At 55.7% G+C, this 21,181-nt stretch carries 14 protein-coding genes; 5 read left to right on the forward strand and 9 right to left on the reverse strand.

Annotated features, from left to right (window positions below; genetic code table 11):
* Positions 1-113: 113 nt before the first annotated feature.
* Both JCR24_RS03750 and JCR24_RS03755 read left to right on the forward strand, forming a co-directional pair.
* Positions 114-995 (forward strand): glycerophosphodiester phosphodiesterase family protein, encoded by an 882-nt coding sequence (locus JCR24_RS03750; RefSeq protein ID WP_025039122.1) that lies wholly within the window; start codon positions 114-116, stop codon positions 993-995.
* A 122-nt stretch (positions 996-1,117) separates the two neighbouring features.
* Entirely contained in the window at positions 1,118-1,561 is a 444-nt protein-coding gene (locus JCR24_RS03755; protein WP_014195907.1) for a GNAT family N-acetyltransferase, read from the forward strand.
* 75 nt (positions 1,562-1,636) lie between these two features.
* Here JCR24_RS03755 and JCR24_RS03760 read toward each other — a convergent pair whose 3' ends face one another.
* Both JCR24_RS03760 and JCR24_RS03765 read right to left on the reverse strand, forming a co-directional pair.
* Positions 1,637-3,793, reverse strand: a complete 2,157-nt coding sequence (locus JCR24_RS03760; RefSeq protein WP_238980105.1) for a DNA topoisomerase III — start codon at positions 3,791-3,793, stop codon at positions 1,637-1,639.
* A gap of 12 nt (positions 3,794-3,805) precedes the next feature.
* Positions 3,806-4,696 (reverse strand): aldo/keto reductase, encoded by an 891-nt coding sequence (locus JCR24_RS03765; protein ID WP_021322603.1) that lies wholly within the window; start codon positions 4,694-4,696, stop codon positions 3,806-3,808.
* Positions 4,697-4,789: 93 nt separating this feature from the next.
* Here JCR24_RS03765 and pepF point away from each other — a divergent pair, with 93 nt between their 5' ends.
* Complete coding sequence (gene pepF, locus JCR24_RS03770) at positions 4,790-6,646, forward strand: oligoendopeptidase F (RefSeq protein WP_238980106.1); 1,857 nt, start codon at positions 4,790-4,792, stop codon at positions 6,644-6,646.
* A gap of 143 nt (positions 6,647-6,789) precedes the next feature.
* Here pepF and JCR24_RS03775 read toward each other — a convergent pair whose 3' ends face one another.
* The 7 genes from JCR24_RS03775 to JCR24_RS03805 form a co-directional block, all read right to left on the reverse strand.
* On the reverse strand, positions 6,790-8,259 hold the full coding sequence (locus JCR24_RS03775; RefSeq protein ID WP_238980107.1) for a nicotinate phosphoribosyltransferase: 1,470 nt from the start codon (positions 8,257-8,259) through the stop codon (positions 6,790-6,792).
* A gap of 80 nt (positions 8,260-8,339) precedes the next feature.
* Positions 8,340-8,891 (reverse strand): cysteine hydrolase family protein, encoded by a 552-nt coding sequence (locus JCR24_RS03780; protein WP_015374912.1) that lies wholly within the window; start codon positions 8,889-8,891, stop codon positions 8,340-8,342.
* A 166-nt stretch (positions 8,892-9,057) separates the two neighbouring features.
* On the reverse strand, positions 9,058-9,807 hold the full coding sequence (gene yidC / locus JCR24_RS03785) for a membrane protein insertase YidC (RefSeq protein WP_238980108.1): 750 nt from the start codon (positions 9,805-9,807) through the stop codon (positions 9,058-9,060).
* Between the two features lie 42 nt (positions 9,808-9,849).
* The gene (locus JCR24_RS03790; RefSeq protein WP_015374914.1) at positions 9,850-10,119 is read right to left on the reverse strand and encodes a hypothetical protein; all 270 of its coding nucleotides are present in this window, start codon (positions 10,117-10,119) and stop codon (positions 9,850-9,852) included.
* Positions 10,120-10,200: 81 nt separating this feature from the next.
* Positions 10,201-14,358, reverse strand: coding sequence for a bacteriocin-processing peptidase family protein (locus JCR24_RS03795; RefSeq protein ID WP_238980109.1), 4,158 nt, complete (start codon positions 14,356-14,358; stop codon positions 10,201-10,203).
* Between the two features lie 143 nt (positions 14,359-14,501).
* The gene (locus tag JCR24_RS03800) at positions 14,502-15,254 is read right to left on the reverse strand and encodes an alpha/beta hydrolase (RefSeq protein ID WP_238980110.1); all 753 of its coding nucleotides are present in this window, start codon (positions 15,252-15,254) and stop codon (positions 14,502-14,504) included.
* 86 nt (positions 15,255-15,340) lie between these two features.
* Positions 15,341-15,844 (reverse strand): metal-dependent hydrolase, encoded by a 504-nt coding sequence (locus JCR24_RS03805; RefSeq protein WP_238980111.1) that lies wholly within the window; start codon positions 15,842-15,844, stop codon positions 15,341-15,343.
* Between the two features lie 171 nt (positions 15,845-16,015).
* Between JCR24_RS03805 and JCR24_RS03810 the strand changes: the two genes are divergently transcribed.
* Positions 16,016-19,702, forward strand: a complete 3,687-nt coding sequence (locus JCR24_RS03810) for a nitrate reductase subunit alpha (protein WP_238980112.1) — start codon at positions 16,016-16,018, stop codon at positions 19,700-19,702.
* Positions 19,692-21,161, forward strand: a complete 1,470-nt coding sequence (narH, locus tag JCR24_RS03815; protein ID WP_033006307.1) for a nitrate reductase subunit beta — start codon at positions 19,692-19,694, stop codon at positions 21,159-21,161. The genes JCR24_RS03810 and narH overlap by 11 nt, the downstream gene beginning before the upstream one ends.
* Positions 21,162-21,181 lie beyond the last annotated feature (20 nt).

Consider the following 21,181-nt stretch of genomic DNA (forward strand, 5'->3'; position numbering starts at 1 on the left):
CCTTTGCTTGATGTGCGAAACTATCGGTACAAGCATCCTTTCCCCACTATATCACCTCGTTTTTCCCTCGCACTTGTTTTCCCGATATGATAACTGGAAGGGGAGAGATGTATATGCGCCGGATCACGGTTTTTCGCTTCTATCTTTGCACATTGTTTTTGTTATCGTTGCCGATCGTCTTAGCGGCCGCGGCTGCCTGGCAGCCATCCAGCCAGCCGAAAACCGCCGTCATCGCCCACCGCGGCGCGTCCGGATACGCGCCGGAGCATACGCTCTCATCCTACCGCCTTGCCGCCCGCATGCAGGCGGACTATATCGAAGTCGATGTGCGCGCAGCCAAAGACGGGAAGCTCGTTGCTCTGCATGATGCGACGCTCGCCCGGACGACAAATGCCGAAACGGTCTACCCGCGCCGTGCTCCGTGGCGGGTAAATGATTTTTCGTTCGCTGAACTGAGGCGGCTGGATGCCGGGTCGTGGTTTCATCCACGCTTTGCCGGCGAGCGCATCCCGACGCTTGATGAGGTGATTCAGATGCTGAAAGCGGAGCGTGTGGAAGCCCCGTTGTACATCGAAACGAAACAGCCCGGCATCGAAGAGGCGGTCGTCCATCTATTGAAAAAACACGGTTTCCTGCAACAGCGCCGCGTCATGTTTCAATCGTTCCACCCGGAAAGCTTGCAAGCGCTCCGGCCGCTCATCCCGCACGGCATTCGGCTCATTCAATTGGTCGGCGAGAAGGAAGCGCACAGCGGCCGCGACGAGCTGCTGCAACAAATCGCCGTCTATGCCGATGGCATCGGCTTGCCGCTTTCGGCCGTCACCGAAGAGTGGGTGCGCGCCGCCCATGGCCGCGGGCTCATTGTTCACGTCTATACCGTCAATGAACCACACGATCTCGCTCGCCTATGCGCCATGGGCGTTGACGGCCTGTTCACCGATTATCCAGACCGCCCTGGCCGCATTGCCGCCTGCCGTCGTCTGCCCCGCCATTGACCGGCCTTCAGGGAGCCAGGGGGAGCTTATTGTTTACATAATGTTATTATGGTTAATAAAAACGAAAATCGTTCCCATTTGACCCGATTCGGTGTATCATTTGAGAAAAAGGAGGCCAGATCATGTGGACGATCATCGATTACGAAAACGGCCCATTTACCGTGACGACGGACCGCCGCCGCGTCCAGCTTGAGCGCGTGTTTGACTTCCTTGCCCGCTCGTATTGGGCGAATGAGCGCAGCCGCGAAACGATCCTCAAATCGCTTGACCATTCGCTCTGCTTTTCCCTTTTTCACGGCGACAGGCAAATTGGCATGGCGCGCGTCATCACCGACCGGGCGACGTTCGCCTATCTGTGCGACGTGTTCATCGATGAAGCATACCGTGGGCAAGGTCTCGGGAAATGGCTGTTATCATGCGTGCTCGCCCATCCTGATGTCGCCGCTGTCCGCAAGGTGATGCTCGCGACCAAAGACGCGCACGGGCTGTACAGGCAGTTCGGCTTTGCCGCGCCGAGCGAGCCGGAGCGGTTGATGGAGCGGATTCAAGAGCCGCGAACGGAGTAAAGGGCAAAAAAAGGCGGGCCGCCATCGGTCCGCCTTTTCGCCAAACCTCCCGTCCCCCAACGCCTGTTGCCTTCGTCACCGCTTCGGAAACTGAAACGACAATTTCTTCTCGTTTTCATCCCAAACGAGTATGGCGTCAAACGTTTTCCCGCCTTTTTTAAACCCTTTTATGACATTTGTTTTCCCTTGCGCCAGCAGCTTTTTCACATTCGCCGCCGAAATCGATTTGCCGAGAATGCGTTTGGAGATCGTAAACGAGCATTTTGTTTTCGCGTACTGGTCGCAACCGTACAACGTTCCTTTGTCGATGACGGTCCCGCCGCAAAGCGGGCACGGCCCAAGCTTCTCGCCCATCGTTTTTTTCTTCCTTGTCCGCTGGATTGAGGCGGTGTCAACCCCTCTGAAATTCCAATTCGGCGCGGCGGCGATGGCGTCAGCGACCACTTTTTGCGCCAACTTTTTCACCTGTTCCATAAAGGCGGCGGGCGAGGCGCTCCCTTCGCCGATTTCGCTTAAGCGCTGCTCCCATTTCGCCGTCATTTCCGGCGAGGCGAGGATCGTGCCGCCAAGCGCCTCGATCAACACTTTCGCCTTGTCGGTCGCGTACACGAGGTTCTTTTTCACTTCAATATACTTCCGCTCTTTCAGCATGGTAATGATCGCCGCCCTTGTTGCTTCCGTGCCAAGCCCTTCCGTTTTGGCGAGCACTTTTTCCAGTTCCTCATCGTCCAAAAATTTTCCCGCCGTTTTCATCAAGGTGATGAGTTCGCCTTCTGTATACCGTTTCGGCGGCTCGGTCTTCCCTTCTTTCACCTTTACAGCGGCCGCTTTCCCCGCCTCCCCTCGCTCAAGGGGAGGCAGCGCAGCATCTTTCTCCTCCTCATGCGGGCGGATGACCGCGCGCCATCCTTCCTCGACGACCTGCCTTCCTTTCGAAACGAAGCGAGCCCGACCGTCAACGAGCGTCGTGACGGTCGTATAATCGATGACCGCCGCCTGGTGGTGGGCGGCAATCAAGCGGCGGACGACCAAATCATACACCTTCCGCTCGTCGTCCGACAGCTTCTCCGGGGCAACAACTTGTTCAGTCGGGATGATCGCGTAGTGGTCGGTGACTTTTTTCTCGTTTACATAACGCTTATTCTGTAAAATCGACGGCTGCGGCAGCGGAAAATACGGCGCGTACGCTGGAAACGATGACAACTTTTGCAAAATGGCAGGGAACGTTTCCGCTTCCCCTTTCGTCACATGCATCGAATCGGAACGCGGGTACGAAACGATCCCTTTTTGGTAGAGCGATTGCAGCACATCAAGCGTCTTTTTCGGCGAGAAGCGGTACAGCTTGTTCGCTGTCGCCTGCAGCGTCGATAAGTTGAACAACAGGGGCGGCTGATACGTTTTCCGCTCCGTGCGGACGTCGGCGACTTCCGCTCGTTTTCCTTGGCAAAAGGCAGCGATCTTTTTCGCCATCTCCTCGTCCTTGAGGCGCGTTTGGCCGTTTTCATCCGTCCATTTTCCTTCATAGCGCTTATCGCCGATGACAAACGAAGCGACGACTTCCCAAAACGATTCAGGGCGGAACTGCTCAATTTCCCGTTCACGCCGGACGATCAGCGCCAATGTCGGCGTCTGCACGCGTCCGACGGAAAACACATCATTCATCCCGCGCTCTTTCAGCAAGAGGCTGTACACGCGCGAGGCGTTCATGCCGACGAGCCAATCAGCGCAGGCGCGGGCGTACGCTTCCTCATAGAGCGGGCGCGTCGTCCGTTCATCAAGCAGGCGGCGGAACCCTTCCTCGATCGCCTTCGGGGTCAAGGACGACAGCCAAAGCCGCTTCATCGGCTTGTTCACGCCGCTTAGGCGGATGAGGTTGCGCACAATGAGCTCCCCTTCGCGCCCCGCGTCGCCGGCATGGATGATTTCCGTCACTTCCGGCTTTCGCAACAGTTCCTTGACCACTTGAAACTGTTTCGCCTTCGCTTTTTCGATCTCATACTCGAACCGTTCCGGGATGATCGGCAACGTGTTGAGCGTCCACCGTTTCCACTCGGGGCGGTACCGCTCAGGAGCTGCGAGCTGGAACAAATGCCCGATCGCCCATGTCATATACGCCCCGTTGGGAAACAAGTCATTCGGCAAAATTTCGATATAGCCTTGCCGTTTTTTTGTCCGAAAAATCGAGGCGAGCGTCGCCCCTTGGTCCGGCTTTTCCGCGATAATGACTTTCATCGTCCTTTCCCCTTACGGCACATCATGCCCCATGGAGCTTTGCAAAATGGCGAACCATTGCTCGCGGGAAAGCGACAAAGACAGCGCCCGCACCGCCCGCTCGATGCGTTCTTGTTTCCCCGAGCCGACAATCGGCATCATCCGCGCTGGATGAACGAGGAGCCACGCGTACAGCACTTCGTCGATCGTCTCAGCGCCCACTTCGCCTCGCACTTGTTCAAGCGTCCCGCGCAGCCGCACCGCCCGGTCATCGTCAGCGGAAAAAATCGCTCCACCGGCGAGCGGCGACCATACCATTGGCGGAACGCGCTTCTCAAGGCAAAGGTCAACTGTGCCGTCTTCAAGATTTTCCAACCGATACGCCGATACTTCGATTTGGTTGGTCACGAGCGGAAACGGCAAATACGACTGAAGCATTTCCCACTGCGAACGTTTAAAGTTCGAGACGCCGAAATAGCGCACTTTTCCGTCCTGTTTCAGCTGGCAAAACGCCTCGGCCACCTCTTCTGGATTCATGAACGGATCCGGACGATGAATGAGCAAGACATCGATATAATCCGTGCGGAAATTGGCGAGCGACTGCTCGACCGAGGCGATGATATGGGTTTTGCTTGTATCATATAATTTCATCCCGTATTTTGACGGCAGCTTGATGCCGCATTTCGTCACAATCTCGATCTGACCGCGCAAGCTTGGCTTTAACGCCAGCGCTTCGCCAAAGCGCGATTCACACGTGTAGTCGCCGTAAATATCAGCATGGTCAAACGTCGTAATGCCGCGCTCAAGACAAAATTCAATGAGCCCGAGCAGCTGCTCGCGCGAATAGCCCCAGTCCGCAAGCCGCCAACAGCCGTGAATGAGGCGGGAAAAAGTCAAATCGTCCGCTAAACGGATTCGTTCCATTGATCGTCTCCCTTTCTTTTTTTGGTTTTGGCTAAAATCGTTCCGCTTGCGCATACTACCAACAAGAGGAAAAAACGGAAAGGACGTGATGATATGAAGCGCTGGCTTCTTGGGCTCGCCGCCGTGCTTCTTTTGGCCTCCCCATGGCCGACATCAGCCGCCGAAACTGCATACGAATGGAATGTGGCCGACATTTACCCATCCGAACACGAATGGATGCGCGACTACAAGGCGGTGAAAAACGCCTTGCCGAAACTGGCGGCGTTTGAAGGGAAGCTTGACGATGCGAAGACGATCGCCAAACTGTTCGCCCTAAACGAACAAACGGCCCGCAAGCTCGAAAAACTGTCGCTTTACGCCCATTTAAAACGCGATATCAACATTGAAGATGAAACGGCGGCCCGGCTCGGGGCAAAAGTGGAAGCGCTCGCCGCCCAATATGCGGCGAAAACAGCGTTTATCGAGCCGGAACTGCTCGCCCTCCCAGAGCGGACGCTCAGGAAGCTCCAAAAAAGCAAACCGCTGAAAGCGTACCGCTATTACTTCCATGAGTTGCGTGAGCAAAAGCCGCATACGCTCACGAAACGCGAAGAACAGCTGCTCGCGAAACTATCGCCGGCGCTCGGCGAAGCAGAGAACATTTATGACCACGCCGCCCGCGGCGATTACGAGCCGCCATCTGTCACGATGCCGAACGGAAAGACAGTGACATTGACCGACGACCAATACGCCGCCATGCTCGAGCACCCAGACCGCCGCTATCGAAAGGCGGCGTTTGAAGCGAAAGCCAAAAGTTATGAAGCCATGGAACAAACCGCAGCCGCGACGCTGTACGCCTCGGTCAAAGCGGATGAATTGTATGCGAACGTGCGCCGCTATCCATCCGGCCTGGCCGCCGCGCTGGCCGCCGACGATGTCCCGAAGGAAGTGTTCGACAACTTAATCGCCGCCACCCGCCGCCATTTGCCGGCGCTGCACCGCTATATCGAATTGCGGCGGCGCGCGCTCGGGCTTGACCGCGTTCACAGCTATGATTTGTACGTGCCGCTTGTCGGCGAAACGGCGAAATCGATCCCAGTTGAAACAGCGAAAACGTTCATTGTCGAAGGGCTCAAGCCGCTCGGCGCCGACTATATCAAACAGGTGCACCGAGCGTTTCAAGAGCGATGGCTTGATGTCTTCCCGCGCCCGAAAAAATATACCGGCGGCTACAACACGGGAGCGTATGACACCCATCCGTTCATCTTGCTCAATTACAACGGTTCGCTCGACAGCGTATTGACGATGGCCCACGAGCTTGGGCACGCCATGCATTCCGTCTACACGAACCGCGCGCAGCCGTACCATTATGCCGGCCATTCGATTTTCACCGCCGAAGTCGCCTCGACCGCAAACGAATGGCTCATGCTCGATTATTTATACAAACAGGCAAAAACAAAAGAAGAAAAACTCCGCCTGCTCGTCGAACAAATCGAGCAAATCCGCGGCACGTTGTACACGCAAGTGATGTATTCCGAATTTGAGCGGATCATTCATGACAAAGTGCGCCAAGGCGGCAGCCTGACAGCGGACGAACTGAACCAGCTTTGGCTTGGCTTGCTCAAAACGTATTACGGCCCGGCGTACGCCGCCGATCCCGGCGCCGCGCGCGGCTGGCTGCGCATTCCGCATTTTTATGACGCCTTTTATGTATACAAATATGCCACTTCGCTCGCCGCATCGTACGCCATTGTGAGCGGCATTCAAACCGATGCAAGCGGCAAAGCGGTGAAGCGGTACAAACAATTTTTGCGCTCCGGCGCATCCGATGACCCGATCCGTCTGCTCAAACGTGCCGGAGTAGATATGACAAGCCCCGAACCGATCGAGCGGGTCTTAGGTCATTTCGCCGAACTCGTTGACGAACTCGATCGACAGCTGCCAAGCCAAAACCGTCAGCGGTCTACATGAAAGAGGTGTCCCGCGCCGTTCGGGACACCTTTGTTATTGCGGCGGAAAAAAGAATATCGCTTTGCGTTGCAACGCGCGGGACCGGTTAAGGCGGTCGATCGCGCACAAAGCGACACCATGCGCTTGCCCCGCAGCCAAGACGGTTATTCACTTAAAGATGCGCCGGCAATTTTTTCTTTCACCTTGCGGATGTTTTCCATCTTATTGTCCCAACACGCTTGGCTCAAATCGACGGGATATTGCTCGGGATTGAGCGTCCGTTTGTACTCCTCCCAAAACAAGCGCAAGCTTTCTTTCGCATACGCTTGAATGTCCGGAAGCGGCGGCGACGTATACACCAGCCGGCCGTTGTCGAAGATCGTCACATGCAAATCACGCGCTTCGAAATTGGTGACGAATTTGCTGATGAACGTGTACACCGGATGGAACATTTTCAGCCGCTCTTCTTGCTGCGGGTTTTCGCTCTCTAAGGCGATGTAGTCGCCTTCCGCTTTATGGTTGATTTTGTTGACGATGCGGTACACCCGCTTCAGCCCCGGCGTCGTCACTTTCTCTGGATTGCCGCTGATTTTGATTGTATCGACCATCTCACCGCGTTCGTTTTCAATCGCCACCATTTTGTACACGGCGCCGAGCGCTGGCTGATCGTACGCCGTAATGAGCTTTGTGCCGATCCCCCACACATCGATTTTCGCCCCTTGCGACTTCAAGTTTAAAATCGTATCTTCATCCAAATCGTTCGAGGCGAAAATTTTCGCGTTCGGAAATCCGGCTTCATCGAGCATTTTCCGCGCTTCCTTCGACAAATAGGCGAGATCGCCGCTGTCGATGCGGATGCCGATAAAGTTGATTTGGTCGCCCAGCTCCTTCGCGACGCGAATGGCGTTTGGCACCCCGGACTTCAACGTATCGTACGTATCGACGAGAAATACGCAGTCTTTATGACGGCGTGCATACTTCAAAAAGGCGGTGTATTCATCCTGATACGCTTGAATCATCGAATGGGCGTGCGTTCCGGCGACCGGAATGCCAAACAGCTTCCCGGCGCGCACGTTCGATGTCGCCTCAATCCCGCCGATATACGCTGCGCGCGCCCCCCAAAGCGCCGCATCCATCTCCTGCGCCCGCCGGCTGCCGAACTCCAAAGCCGGTTCGTTCCCGAGAATATGCTTAATGCGCGACGCTTTCGTGGCGATGAGCGTCTGAAAATTGATGATGTTTAAAATGGCGGTTTCAATGAGCTGCGCCTCCGCAAGCGGCGCCTCAATGCGCATAATCGGCTCGTTGGCAAACACCACTTCCCCTTCGCGCATCGAACGGACCGTGCCGGTGAAGCGAAGCGTCCGCAAATAGTCTAAAAAGTCATCACGGTAGCCAAGCTCTTGGCGCAAATAGTCGATGTCGCTGTCAGAAAATCGGAACTGCTGCAAAAACTGAATGACGCGCTCCAACCCAGCGAACACCGCATAGCCGTTGCCAAACGGCAGCTTGCGGAAAAACACTTCAAACACAGCGCGGCGCTCATGCATACGATCTTCCCAATACGTCTCGACCATATTGATTTGATATAAGTCCGTATGAAGCATCAAACTGTCATCAGCATATGTCTTCATGAATTGCTACCTCCAACACACGAATGACGGCGCCGCCGAATAAAACAATGTTCATCGTCTATTCTATCACGTTTTCTCCATTATTCCACTATTTCCGCGCCTAGCGTATGGCGAAAATGGCGGAGCGCCCATTCGTGTCCCGCCGCGTCGAAGCTCGCCACCGCCCGCCGGTGGACGACGATGCGAAATCCTTTGTTGTACGCATCGACCGCCGTATGAAGAACGCAAATATCGGTGCAGCAGCCGACCAAATGCACTTCCGTGATGCCTCTTTCGCGCAATTTCAGCTCCAAATCCGTTCCGGCGAACGCGCTGTAGCGCGTTTTGTCCATCCAATACACATTGTTTTTATGCTTGTTCCCCTGATACACCGCCTCGAGCTCCCCGTACAGCTTTCGCCCCTCCGTCCCTTCAATGTTATGCGGCGGAAACAACTTCGTTTCCGGATGATAGTCGTCTCCCGCCACATGCTTGTCAATGGCAAAGACGACAAAATCACCGTTGTCAATAAACTGTTTCGTCACCCGCACGAGCTCTTTTTCAATCGCCTGCCCCGGTTTCCCGCATGTAAGCGCGCCATGATCGGCGATGAAATCGACGGTGTAGTCGATGTTAATAAGCGCTTTGTTCATTCCCGTTCACTCCTTTTCCTCTTCCTGCATGGTCGGGTTGCTGTTTTTTCATCCCGCCTACATCTTGTTGGGCTTTTCTACCATTATACCATAGCAATATGGACAGCAGACAAGACAACAAATCCCCTGCCTGCTTTGAAGCAGACAGGGGATTGTCGAAGTCGTTTTAGCTGTTTTCCGCCGCTTTGGCCGCTTTCATTTGAGCACGCAAAATGAGCGACTGGATGATCGAGAAGCAGCCGCCGACGACCCAATAGAGCGACAGCGCCGATGGAACGGAGCTGGCGCCGATAAAAATCATGACCGGCATGATGTACGACATCATCGCCATTTGCGGCATTTGTTCTTCAGCCATCGACGGCGACAGGCGGAGCGAGATGAACGTCGTCAACGCCGCTAAAACGGGCAAAATGAAATACGGATCGCGATGGCCGAGCTCGACCCATAAGAACGAATGCGTTTTAATTTCTTGCGTCCGCGAAATCGCGTAATACAGCGCCATAAAAATCGGCATTTGAATGAGCACCGGCAGGCAGCCGCTCGCCGGGTTGACGCCGTGCTTTTGATACAGCTGCATCATTTCTTGCTGGAGCTTGCGCTGCGTTTCCGGGTCTTTGCTTTTATATTTTTCTTGCAGCTTCATAAGCTCCGGGCGCAGTTTTTGCATGGCGATCGATGCGCGGAACTGCTTCAAAATGAGCGGCAGCAAGCAAAAGCGGACGATGAGCGTCAGCACGATAATGGCGATGCCGTAATTGTCGCCAAACCAGTGCCCAAGCGTCAAAAGAAGCTTCGACATTGGATAGACAAAATAATGGTTCCAAATGCCTTGGCTATGTTCGTCGATCGGTTCGTTGCGGTTGCAGCCGGCAAGAAGCAAAACGACGCCAAGCAGCACCAATACCCATTTTTTCATGAAAAGCCCTCCTTCAATATCATGTTGCAAAATCATGCCGTTTCAACATAAAGGAAAGGGCCTTCCATCCTCATCCGTTCGGCTTGTCCGTTCCCGAACGGGAATTTTCCGCCGTTGCGGCAAAAACAGCGGGCGCCATGGAAGCGCCGCCCGTTCGGCGCCTCCCTCTGCTTCATGCTCGCGAACCGCGGCCAACGCCGGTTCATAAAACAGCGAACCTGCCATCCGGCGCGCGCTCGTATGTCCTTTCATGATGATCCATAGCGCGCCGACAAGCGACATATACACAAGCAAATCAATAGGCGCTTCCATGCGTCCACCTCCCTTTCGCCTGTCGATTGTTCTCTTTCCATACAATAGCAAACTTTCAACCGAAAGAAAAGCAACAATTGATCACATCCGCTCCAAGCGGTGAAATGCCGGCTCGTCGGCTGCCAAGACGGCCAGCTCCCCGCTTTCATCGGCCGCCAGCGCCGCCCGAAGCTCTTCTTTCGCCTCATCGAAGCGTCCAAGCAACGCGAGATAGCGGGCTCGTTCGTAGCGAAGCCGGGCATCGTTGGCCATATGGACGCACCGCTCGATGGCCGCGAGCGCTTGATCGATGCGCCCCGCTTCTTCATAAACAGCCGCAAGCTGCATATGGAACTCTTCATCCTCAGGATACCAATCGGCATAGCGCTCCCAAAGCGCCGCCGCTTCTTGATAGCGGCCCGTTTCCATATAATGCTCGCCAAGCAACATGAGCGCCTCACGGGCGAGCGGTTCTTCCGCCACAATCTCCTCGAGCTGCCGCTTGGCTTTCTCGCGCTGTCCTTCTTGAAGCCAAACGACCGCCTGCAGCACGCGCAGGTCGACATCATCCGGGTCATCAGCCAGCAGCCGCTCCAGCCAGCGCTTCGCTTCCTCGCGTTTTCTTTCCTCATCGGCGGCCAATAAATATTCCACAAATTCTTGCGCCAAAGACGGATCCCAAACGCGGGCGAGCGCTTTGCGCCACGTTTTCACGGCATCGCTGTCCAATTCGAGCGCGGCATATAAGCGGGCGAGCCGCCTGTAGGCTTCCGCATCGCTGCGGTTGAGGCGAATCGCTTCGTCGTAGAAATCGGTCACAATCGAAAACAAGACAACGGTGCCGACCCATTCTTTCGCTTTTGTCCACCATCGCACCGGTTCGTCATGCTCCCCCTGCTCCTCGCCAAAATACGGGAAAAGAGCCGAGGCGGTGTTCCGATACATCACGCTTTTCGCCTCGCGGCTTGCCTTCAGCCGCTCGAGTCGATGGCGCAGCTTCCCTAAGCCGCGCATCGTTTTCGGAAAGAGAGCCACATACAACGGGTACAACGATTCATCGTCCGGATGGCGCACCATCAACTGTTCGAGCAGTTTCGCCGCCTCTTTTTGGCTTCCTTCCGCGATCAGCACCATCGCCCAATGGCGGAGCACTTCAGGATGGTCCGGGTCAAGAGCAAGCGCCTTCTCGACCGCCGCCTTTTCTTGATCGCGGCGTCCGAGCGCTCCATAGACATATCCAAGACTGTCGTAATACCACGCCTCCCCTGCATGCGGACGGGCATCAGCCAACGCGCGGAGAAGCGCTGAAGGCTCCGCAATCGCGGCAAGCTGCTCCATATCGACACGCTTCGGGGCAAGGCGGACCGCCTGAAGCAAATGCGTATGCTGCCGCTCTTCGTTTCCTTCTGCCTCATAGAGCGCAGCTAAGCGAAAATGGCAAAGGACAAACGATGGATCGGCTTTGAGACACGTCTCATACTGTTGTTTCGCCTCTTCGTGGCGTCCAAGTGAGGCGCACAGCTCCGCGAGCCGAAAGCGGGAAAGCGCATGGCCCATGGCGGCAGCTTCGCGGTACAAATCCATAGCCTTCGACGGCCGTCCTTGCCGTTCATAAAGGGCGCCGAGAGCGGAATGGGCCGAAACGAGTGTCGGGCGAGCTGAGACAAGCTGTTCTAAAAACGCCCGGCCGCGTTCCTCTAAAGACGGCGTTGCCAGCTGATCAAGGTAAAACTCGTACGCTTCTTCCGCCTCAAACTCAGCCAGACGCAACCCTTCTTCCAACCACGACAGCGCCGTCTCGCGTCCTTCCTCCTCGTCGGCGAACCCATGGGCGACAAGCCATCTTCCCGCGTTCAGCCAATATTCGCTGTTGGCGGCAAAACGGGCGCGCTGCTCGATCACATATCGACGCGCTTCATCCATATCCCCGCGTTCTGCAAGGGCGGCCGCCAAGCCGAGATGGGCGAACACGTCATCGCTGTCATGACGGATCGCCTCTTCGTAGCACGAAACCGCTTGTTCCGCCTCTCCTTCCTCCATATAGAGATCGCCAAGGCGGACGTAAAGCGGCGCCAACCGCCAGGCGGCCGCCAATCCCTCTTCCAGCACCATTTTCGCTTTTTCTCGATCGCCGTCGTCATCATACAAGTCAGCCAACATCAAATACGGGTGCGGTTCCTGCGGGTCGAGCGCTTTCGCGACGCAAAAGCCGCGTTCCGCCTTGCGCCGGCGGCCGAGCTCCATGTCGCAGCGGGCCCGCTCATACCAAAGCTGGGCATCCCGCCGTTCGCGGCGCACAAGGCGGTCAAACCAGGCGCGCGCTTCGGCGAACCGCTTCGCGTGGAACAACAGCACACCGTGGTTTGTTTCGATAAACAAATCCCCCGGATACAGGCTGACCGCCACGCGCGAAGAGATGAGCCCTTTTTCGATATGACCGGCGTACGCCGAGGCGAGCCCGAAATAGCTCCACACTTCCGGCTGATCTGGGTCCAACTGGAGCGAGGTGCGAAAATAGCGTGCCGCCTCTTCATAGCGGCTGGCAAAAAAGGCAATGCGGCCGCGCAAATAATGGTAGAGCGGGCTTTGTGCCTTTCCTTTCACCCGTTTGAGCACGTCTTCAGCCTTCTCCATTTCTTGCGTGTAGACATACGCTTTCGCCGCCATCAGCAGCAAGTCGTTATGTTCGGGATACTCGCTCAAGACGCGCCTGGTGTAATCCAACACAAGCGGCTTCGCCTCATCGCTGCTAAAATGCTTCATGACATACAGCCATGTGTACGGGATGTGCTCATGCTTGCGCAAAAAGGCGACAAACGCGTCGAAATGCGCCTGCTCGTCCTCATCCATCTTTTCGGCCAACGCATGCAATTCGCGGAAATAGCGGTCTTCCTCTTCGGGGAGCTCGGCGGCGAGCGCCGCTTTTTCCCGGGGAAGCGCCACAATCGACAAATAATGCGTCCCTGCATACCATTTGGCAAGCTCGTCCTCGGAAACGACAAACGGATCAAACAGATTCGGGTCTTGCACGTACAACGCCCCAAGCCGCTCGTCATAGCCAAACAACACCTGCACGTGCGATGACTGTTCATAATCGACGCTTAACAGCACCGGAACGCCCTCATCAATCAGCCGCTTCCAACGAAGCGGCGAGCCGACGAAAAAGCGGCAAACAAAGCCAAGCTCTTCCAAATAATGAACCGTCGTCGACAATTTCGATCCGCGCACATCAAAAATATGTTGGGCCACTTCATCCTGCGTACGGGGGGAGCCAAGCAATCGAAGCATCATTTCCAAACTTGCCGGCACGCAATAGTTATGCTTTTGCACGACCGGCACAAGCGGCAGCACCACCGACCGTTTCCTTTGCCGCCCAAGCGCTCGGGCGTACGGCGTTTTTTCAAGCTGCGGCTCCGCTTTCACAAGCGATTCAAGCTTCTCCCATTCGTCAAGCTGGTAATACAGTTCGGCGCGCAAATGGGCGAAATAACGGCGATGCATATGAAGCGGATTCAGGCGGTCAAGTTCATCCATCGCCGCGAGCGCCTCACGGTAGGCGCGCACATCGCGCAAGCGGCGCACGCGCTCAGCGTAAAACGCCAGCACTTGCGGAAAGCGCCGCCCTCCTTCCTCCAAAACGGCAAGCGCCTCGTGGTGGCGGCCGTCAAGAGCGTACAAATCCGAAAGCAGCAAATAGCACATGTCGCCGCGCTCCGGGTCGTCCAACCCAGCCCGGATCGCTTGTTCCGCTCGCTTCCGGTCGCCGGTTTCGATATAAAAATAGCCCCACTTGTCATGCATCGGCACCGTCTCATAGCGGGCAACCACATCCATCCATTCCCGCGCCTCATCGATCCGCTGCATATCCAATAAAGCGCGCACCAACGCAAACGCCGCCCGGGCGATCGCTTCCCTCGGCTCCTCCACCCGGCCTTCGAGCGCTTCTGTAAGACGCGGGGTGAGCGCCTCTTCCACATCGAGCGGCCGGCGGTTCTCGAGCCACTCATCGCACACCCAAGCGAGCGTCTGCAGCGTGTTGAACTTCCGATGGGCGTACCGAGCGACAAGCCCGCTATGCCGGTACATGAGCGCGTAATCGAACAGGCGGATGAGCGTCCGAAACGGTTCGATCTCGTCCCACGAAGCCATGAGCGGCCGCCACTCGAATAATCCTACGTTTTCCAAATACGGTTTTACTTTGTTTAGAGCCTCTATTATTCTCTTTTCTTGAATAAGCAACGAAATTTGTTCCATCATCATGCAACTGAAAGCTCCTTTATCATTTTCACTATCATTAGTTTAGAACAAGTCGTCGAAAACAGCCACCTATTTTTTTAGAAAAATAACGACAACAAAAATTGCCCTGCCCTGTTTTGACAGGACAAGGCTCAGAACAGACGCGCTCAATCCGCATGCTTAGCGAAAAATTCCAGCGATCGTTCGATAATCGTCGTTTGGTCGTAATCAAGCGTCGCAACATGATAGCTGTTTTTCAGCCGAACGATCTCTTTGTCTGACGAGTGGACGCCGCGAAAAATGATGTCCGCGTTCTTAGGCGGCACGACATGGTCTTCGTTCGAGACGAAAATTAAAATCGGGCATGTCACACGTTCCAGTTCGCCTTTCACTTGCTCCATCAGCCTAGCCAGCTGAAGAAGCGAAGCGGTCGGCGTTTTCTCGTATGCCAGCTCTTTCACATCTGGATTTTTCAAGTCCGAACCGATCGAATCCAGATACCTCGGCAGCTCGCCGCCACCCGCTAGACCAGCGCGAATGGCCGGGATGTCAATCGCCGCATTGATCAGGACGATGCCGCGGATGGACGGGTAACGTTCCGCCATATAAAGCGTCAGCGTCCCACCCATGGACAGACCGGTGACAAAAATGGTTTGGCATCGTTTTTTCAGCCATTCATATCCTTCTTCGACCGAGGCGATCCAGTCGTGGAACGTCGTCCGCTCCATGTCTTCATAATGCGTTCCGTGCCCTTTTAAGCGCGGCAGGCAGACCGTGTAGCCGGCTTTCGCATACGCCTCAGCGAGCGGGCGCATGCTGTGGGGCGTGCCCGTGAATCCGTGCACGAGCAGCACCCCGACCGGCCCGTTTTCGGCGTAAAACGGCTCGGCGCCCGGAAGCACCGGATATTGTTCGCTCATCTTCTTCTCCCCCTTATCTAGTCAAACCCGTTCCTCTCACCATATTCGCCGCCGCACCTCTTTTTTCCTTTTTTGATCGGGCGCCGTTACCACATCGACAACCATGACCGCCACCATTCGTGAAACAAGCCGTTGACGCCAAAATAGACGAATGCGATCCAAGCGATGCCAACCAATGCTTTTTCCATCCCCTTTCCCGTCCGATAGAGCGGCACTTTCCAACGCTTGGACGAAAACGGCCAAAACAGCGGCACTCCCTGGACGGAAAAAAAGTCTTCCACAATGTGAAACAAGTAGCCGAGCACGAGCCCCGCGGCAAACGGCGACGCCGAATCTCGCCAGACGAGGGCGGCAAGCACCCCCCAGACGATGAGCGAATGCGTCATGCCGCGATGGCCGAACGCTTCTTTCACTTTGCCGGCGACGCCGAACGAACGGCGGCCGACGTATGACGACGGCTCGTCAATATCAGGAAGAAGGCTGCCGATGACAAGCCCCGCCGTATAGGCGGCGGTAAACGGCAGCTTTGTATGCGCGGCCGCCGCCGCGCCGAGGCATAATGTGGCAATGACATGGCTGGAGTATCGCAACGAAATCCCCTCAAACTTTTATCGTTTTCCCCATTATACCACAGAAAAGAATATTTGTTCGTTTCTTTGACGAATTTGTGACAATGCCGCGAAGTGTGACAAAGTTAACATCGTGTTATTGGCATCATGGTTATTGTTAAAAGTACAGAACGCGTAAAGGAGTTGAACAAAATGAAACGAAAACGATCCCCGCTTGCCAACCGTTTCAAATATATTCGGCCGATTGAGCGCCAAGCCGACGGCCACAGTGAAACAACTTACGGCGACCGCGCCTGGGAAGACGCCTACCGCCGCCGCTGGCAGCACGACAAAGTCGTCCGCTCGACTCACGGCGTCAACTGCACAGGATCGTGCAGCTGGAACATTTATGTCAAAAACGGCATCGTCACGTGGGAAGGGCAGCAGCTTGACTACCCGTCAACCGGGCCGGATATGCCGGATTTTGAACCGCGCGGCTGTCCGCGCGGCGCGAGCTTCTCATGGTACATGTACAGCCCGTTGCGCGTCAAATACCCGTACGTGCGCGGCGTTTTGCTTGACATGTGGCGCGAGGCGCTCGCGGCTCATCCGAACAATCCGCTTGAAGCGTGGAAAAGCATCGTCGAAGACCGCGAAAAAGCAAAACGCTACAAACAGGCGCGCGGAAAAGGCGGGTTTGTCCGCGTCAGCTGGGACGAAGCGTTGACGCTTGTCGCCGCTTCCTTATTGTATACGGTTGTGAAATACGGACCGGACCGCAACATCGGCTTCTCGCCGATTCCGGCGATGTCGATGGTCAGCCATGCCGCCGGATCGCGCTTCATGCAGCTGATGGGCGGGCCGATGTTAAGCTTTTACGACTGGTACGCCGACTTGCCGCCAGCCTCGCCGCAAATTTGGGGCGACCAAACGGACGTGCCGGAGTCAAGCGACTGGTACAACGCCGGCTACATCATCACCTGGGGCTCGAACGTCCCGCTCACCCGGACTCCGGACGCTCACTTTTTAGCCGAAGTGCGCTACCGCGGCACGAAAGTCGTCTCCGTCAGCCCGGATTACGCCGAGTCGACAAAATTCGCCGACGATTGGCTGTCGGTGAAACAAGGAATGGACGGCGCCTTGGCGATGGCGATGGGACATGTTATTTTAAACGAATATTATGTCAAACGGACCGTCCCGTATTTTGAACAATATGCGAAAACGTATACCGATTTTCCATTTGTCGTCACTTTAAAACAAGAGGGAGACACATGGACGGCCGGCCGCTTCTTGTTGGCGAAAGACCTTGGCAAACAAACGAACAATGCCGAATGGAAGCCGGTCATCTATGATGAAAACACCGACTCGTTTGTCGTGCCGAATGGAACGATCGGCGCCCGCTGGGAGGATAAGGGGAAATGGAACTTGCGCCTCGTCGACGAGGAAACGGGGCAGCCCATTGAACCGCGCCTGTCGTTTTTAGGCAGCGAAGATGGAATCTTCCCGATTCAGTTGCCATATTTCACGGATGACGGTGGAAAAACAATCGAGCGTGCTGTGCCGGTGAAAAAAGTGCACACCGAAGCGGGCGACGTGTATGTCACGACCGTCTATGACTTGGTTTTAGCCAACTACGGCATTGACCGCGGCATCGGCGGCACAGTCGCCCGCTCGTACGACGACGAGGTGCCGTTCACGCCAGCATGGCAAGAAGCGATCACCGGTGTCAAGCGGGATCTCGTCGTCAAAATCGCCCGCGAGTTTGCCGACAACGCGATCGACACAAACGGCCGGTCCATGATCATCGTCGGCGCCGGGATCAACCATTGGTTCAACTCCGATACGATTTACCGCGCCGTCTTGAACCTTGTCTTGTTCGTCGGCGCCCAAGGGGTGAATGGCGGCGGCTGGGCGCATTACGTCGGGCAAGAAAAACTGCGCCCAGCGGAAGGATGGCAGACAATCGCCATGGCGCGCGACTGGGTCGGACCGGCGAAATTGCAAAACGGCACGTCGTTCTTTTACTTTGCGACCGATCAATGGCGCTATGAAGAGCGGCCGGTCGACGAACTCGTCTCGCCGCTGGCCAAAAAAGCGCGCTACTTGCATCCTGGCGATTACAACGTCTTGGCCGCGCGGCTCGGCTGGCTGCCGTCGTACCCGACATTTAACAAAAACGGCATCGAGCTGTACAACGAAGCCGTTCACGCCGGCGCCCGCACACCGGAAGAAATCGGCGCCTATGTCGCGAAACAGCTGAAAGAGAAAAAGCTGCAGTTTGCCATTGAAGACCCGGACGATGAGGCCAACTTCCCGCGCAACTTGATCGTCTGGCGCGCCAACTTAATTTCAAGCTCCGGCAAAGGGCACGAATATTTCTTAAAACATTTGCTTGGCACGACGAACGGCTTGTTAAACGATGACCGAGACAGCCTGCGCCCGGAAGAAATCCGCTGGCGCGACGAAGCGCCGGAAGGCAAGCTCGACTTGCTCGTCAACCTAGACTTCCGCATGGCGGGAACGGCTCTTTACTCCGATGTCGTCCTGCCGGCGGCGACCTGGTATGAAAAACATGACTTAAGCAGCACCGATATGCACCCGTTCGTCCACCCATTCAACCCGGCGGTGCCTCCGCTCTGGGAAGCGCGCTCGGACTGGGATATTTTCAAATCACTCGCGAAAGCCGTATCTGATGTCGCGAAACAAGCCGGCTTGAAGCCAATGAAAGAAGTCGTCGCCACTCCGCTGTTGCACGATACGGCGCAAGAGCTGGCGCAGCCGTTCGGTGAAGTGAAAGACTGGAGCAAAGGCGAAACTGAACCGATTCCGGGCAAAACGATGCCGAACATTCACGTCATTGAACGCGACTATACCCTTCTTTACGACCAAATGACCGCCTTAGGTCCAAATGTCGCCCGCCAGCCGATCGGCACAAAAGGGATTGCCTGGTCGGCGAAAGACGAGTACGAACAGCTGAAACGCCGGCTCGGCACTGTCCGGCGCGCCTCGGTCGCCGATGGCTGCCCGGATATCAGCGAAGCGAAAAAAGCGGCGGAAGCGATTTTGACGCTGTCATCGACTACAAACGGAAAAATGGCGGTCAAAGCGTGGGAGGCGCTTGAGAAAAAGACGGATTTGAAATTGGCCGATTTAGCGAAAGAACGCGAGGAAGAATGCTTTACGTTTGAACAAATCACCGCCCAGCCGAAAACGGTCATCACCTCGCCGGCGTTCAGCGGCTCGGAAAAAGGCGGGCGGCGCTACTCGCCGTTTACGACGAACGTCGAACGGCTCATCCCGTGGCGGACGTTGACCGGCCGGCAGTCGTTTTACATCGATCATGAACTGATGCACGAGTTCGGCGAAACGATGGCGACGTTCAAGCCGGTGTTGCCGCACCGTCCGTTTTCAAACAAACGCCCGAAAGAAAACGGAAAGGAAGTCATCTTGAACTATTTGACGCCGCATAACAAATGGTCGATCCACAGCATGTATTTCGACTCCTTGCCGATGTTGACGCTTTTCCGCGGCGGGCCGACCGTGTGGATGAACAAAGATGATGCGGCCGAAACCGGCATCAACGACAACGACTGGATCGAATGTTTCAACGAAAACGGCGTCGTCGTCGCCCGCGCCGTCGTCTCCCACCGGCTGCCGCGCGGCATGGCGTTTATGCACCACGCGCAAGACCGCCATATTAACGTGCCGGGCACGAAGCTGACAAACAACCGCGGCGGCACACACAACAGCCCGACGCGCATCCACGTAAAGCCGACGCATATGATCGGCGGATATGCACAGTTAAGCTACGGATTCAACTATTACGGACCGACGGGCAACCAACGCGACCTGTACGTCGTCATCCGCAAACTCGAGGAGGTTGATTGGCTTGAAGATTAAAGCGCAAGTCGGCATGGTGATGAATTTGGACAAATGCATCGGCTGCCATACGTGCAGCGTCACGTGCAAAAACACATGGACGAACCGCCCCGGCGCTGAATACATGTACTTTAACAACGTTGAAACGAAACCCGGAATCGGCTATCCGAAACAATGGGAAAACCAAGAGAAGTATAGAGGCGGCTGGGAGTTGAAAAACGGCGAACTGCGGCTCAAATCCGGCTCGAAAGCGATGCGGCTCGTCAACTTGTTCTACAATCCGTACCAGCCTACGATCGACGATTACTACGAACCGTGGAATTACGACTATGAAACGTTGACGAACAGCCCGCTAAAACAATACCAGCCAGTGGCGCGGCCGAAATCAAGCATCACCGGCGAATGGATGGAGCTGTCATGGGGGCCGAACTGGGAAGACGATCTGGCCGGCGTCCATATCACCGGTTTGCGTGATCCGAACGTTGTCAAAATGGAGCAGGCGATCCAAGCGGAATTTGAGAATGTCTTTATGATGTACTTGCCGCGCATTTGCGAGCATTGCCTCAATCCGTCATGCGTATCGAGCTGCCCGTCAGGCGCCATGTACAAACGCGACGAGGACGGCATCGTCCTCGTCGACCAAAACGCCTGCCGCGCTTGGCGGTATTGCGTCACAAGCTGCCCGTACAAAAAAGTGTATTTCAACTGGCAAACGAACAAAGCGGAAAAATGCACGCTCTGCTTCCCGCGCATCGAAGCCGGCATGCCGACGATTTGTTCGGAAACGTGCGTCGGCCGCATCCGTTACATCGGTGTGATTCTGTATGACGCTGACAAAGTGAAAGAAGCGGCGAGCGTCACAGATGAGAAACAGCTGTACCACGCCCAGCTTGATATTTTCCTTGATCCAAACAATCCAGCCGTCGCCGCCGCCGCGAAAGAAGCGGGCATCCCAGACGAATGGATCGCCGCCGCACAGCGCTCGCCGATTTACAAAATGATCGTCGACTGGAAAATCGCTTTGCCGCTGCATCCGGAATACCGGACGCTGCCAATGGTATGGTACATTCCGCCGCTGAGCCCGATCATGAATACGATCGAAGGAAAAGGAAGCCAAGCGAGCGCCGATGACATCTTCCCGGCCATTGATGAAATGCGCATTCCGATCGAATATTTGGCGAATTTGCTGACGGCGGGCGATACGGCGCACATCCGCACGACATTGAAAAAAATGGCGGCCATGCGCTCATACATGCGGGCGAAACAAACGAACAAACAGCCGGACATCCGCCTCATTGAATCGCTCGGCTTAAGCCGTGAAGACATTGAAGAGATGTACCGTTTGCTCGCGATTGCCAAATACGAAGACCGCTTCGTCATTCCAGCATCGCACCGCGAAGAAGTCGCTGACCTCTACGCCGAACAAGGCAGCTGCGGGCTTGCATTTGCCGGCGGCCCGGGCGCTTGCGGCACGCTGTAAAAGGAGAAAGAAGGCGAGCC

This window comes from Geobacillus sp. YHL (assembly GCF_022341265.1).
Classification (GTDB): domain Bacteria; phylum Bacillota; class Bacilli; order Bacillales; family Anoxybacillaceae; genus Geobacillus; species Geobacillus thermoleovorans.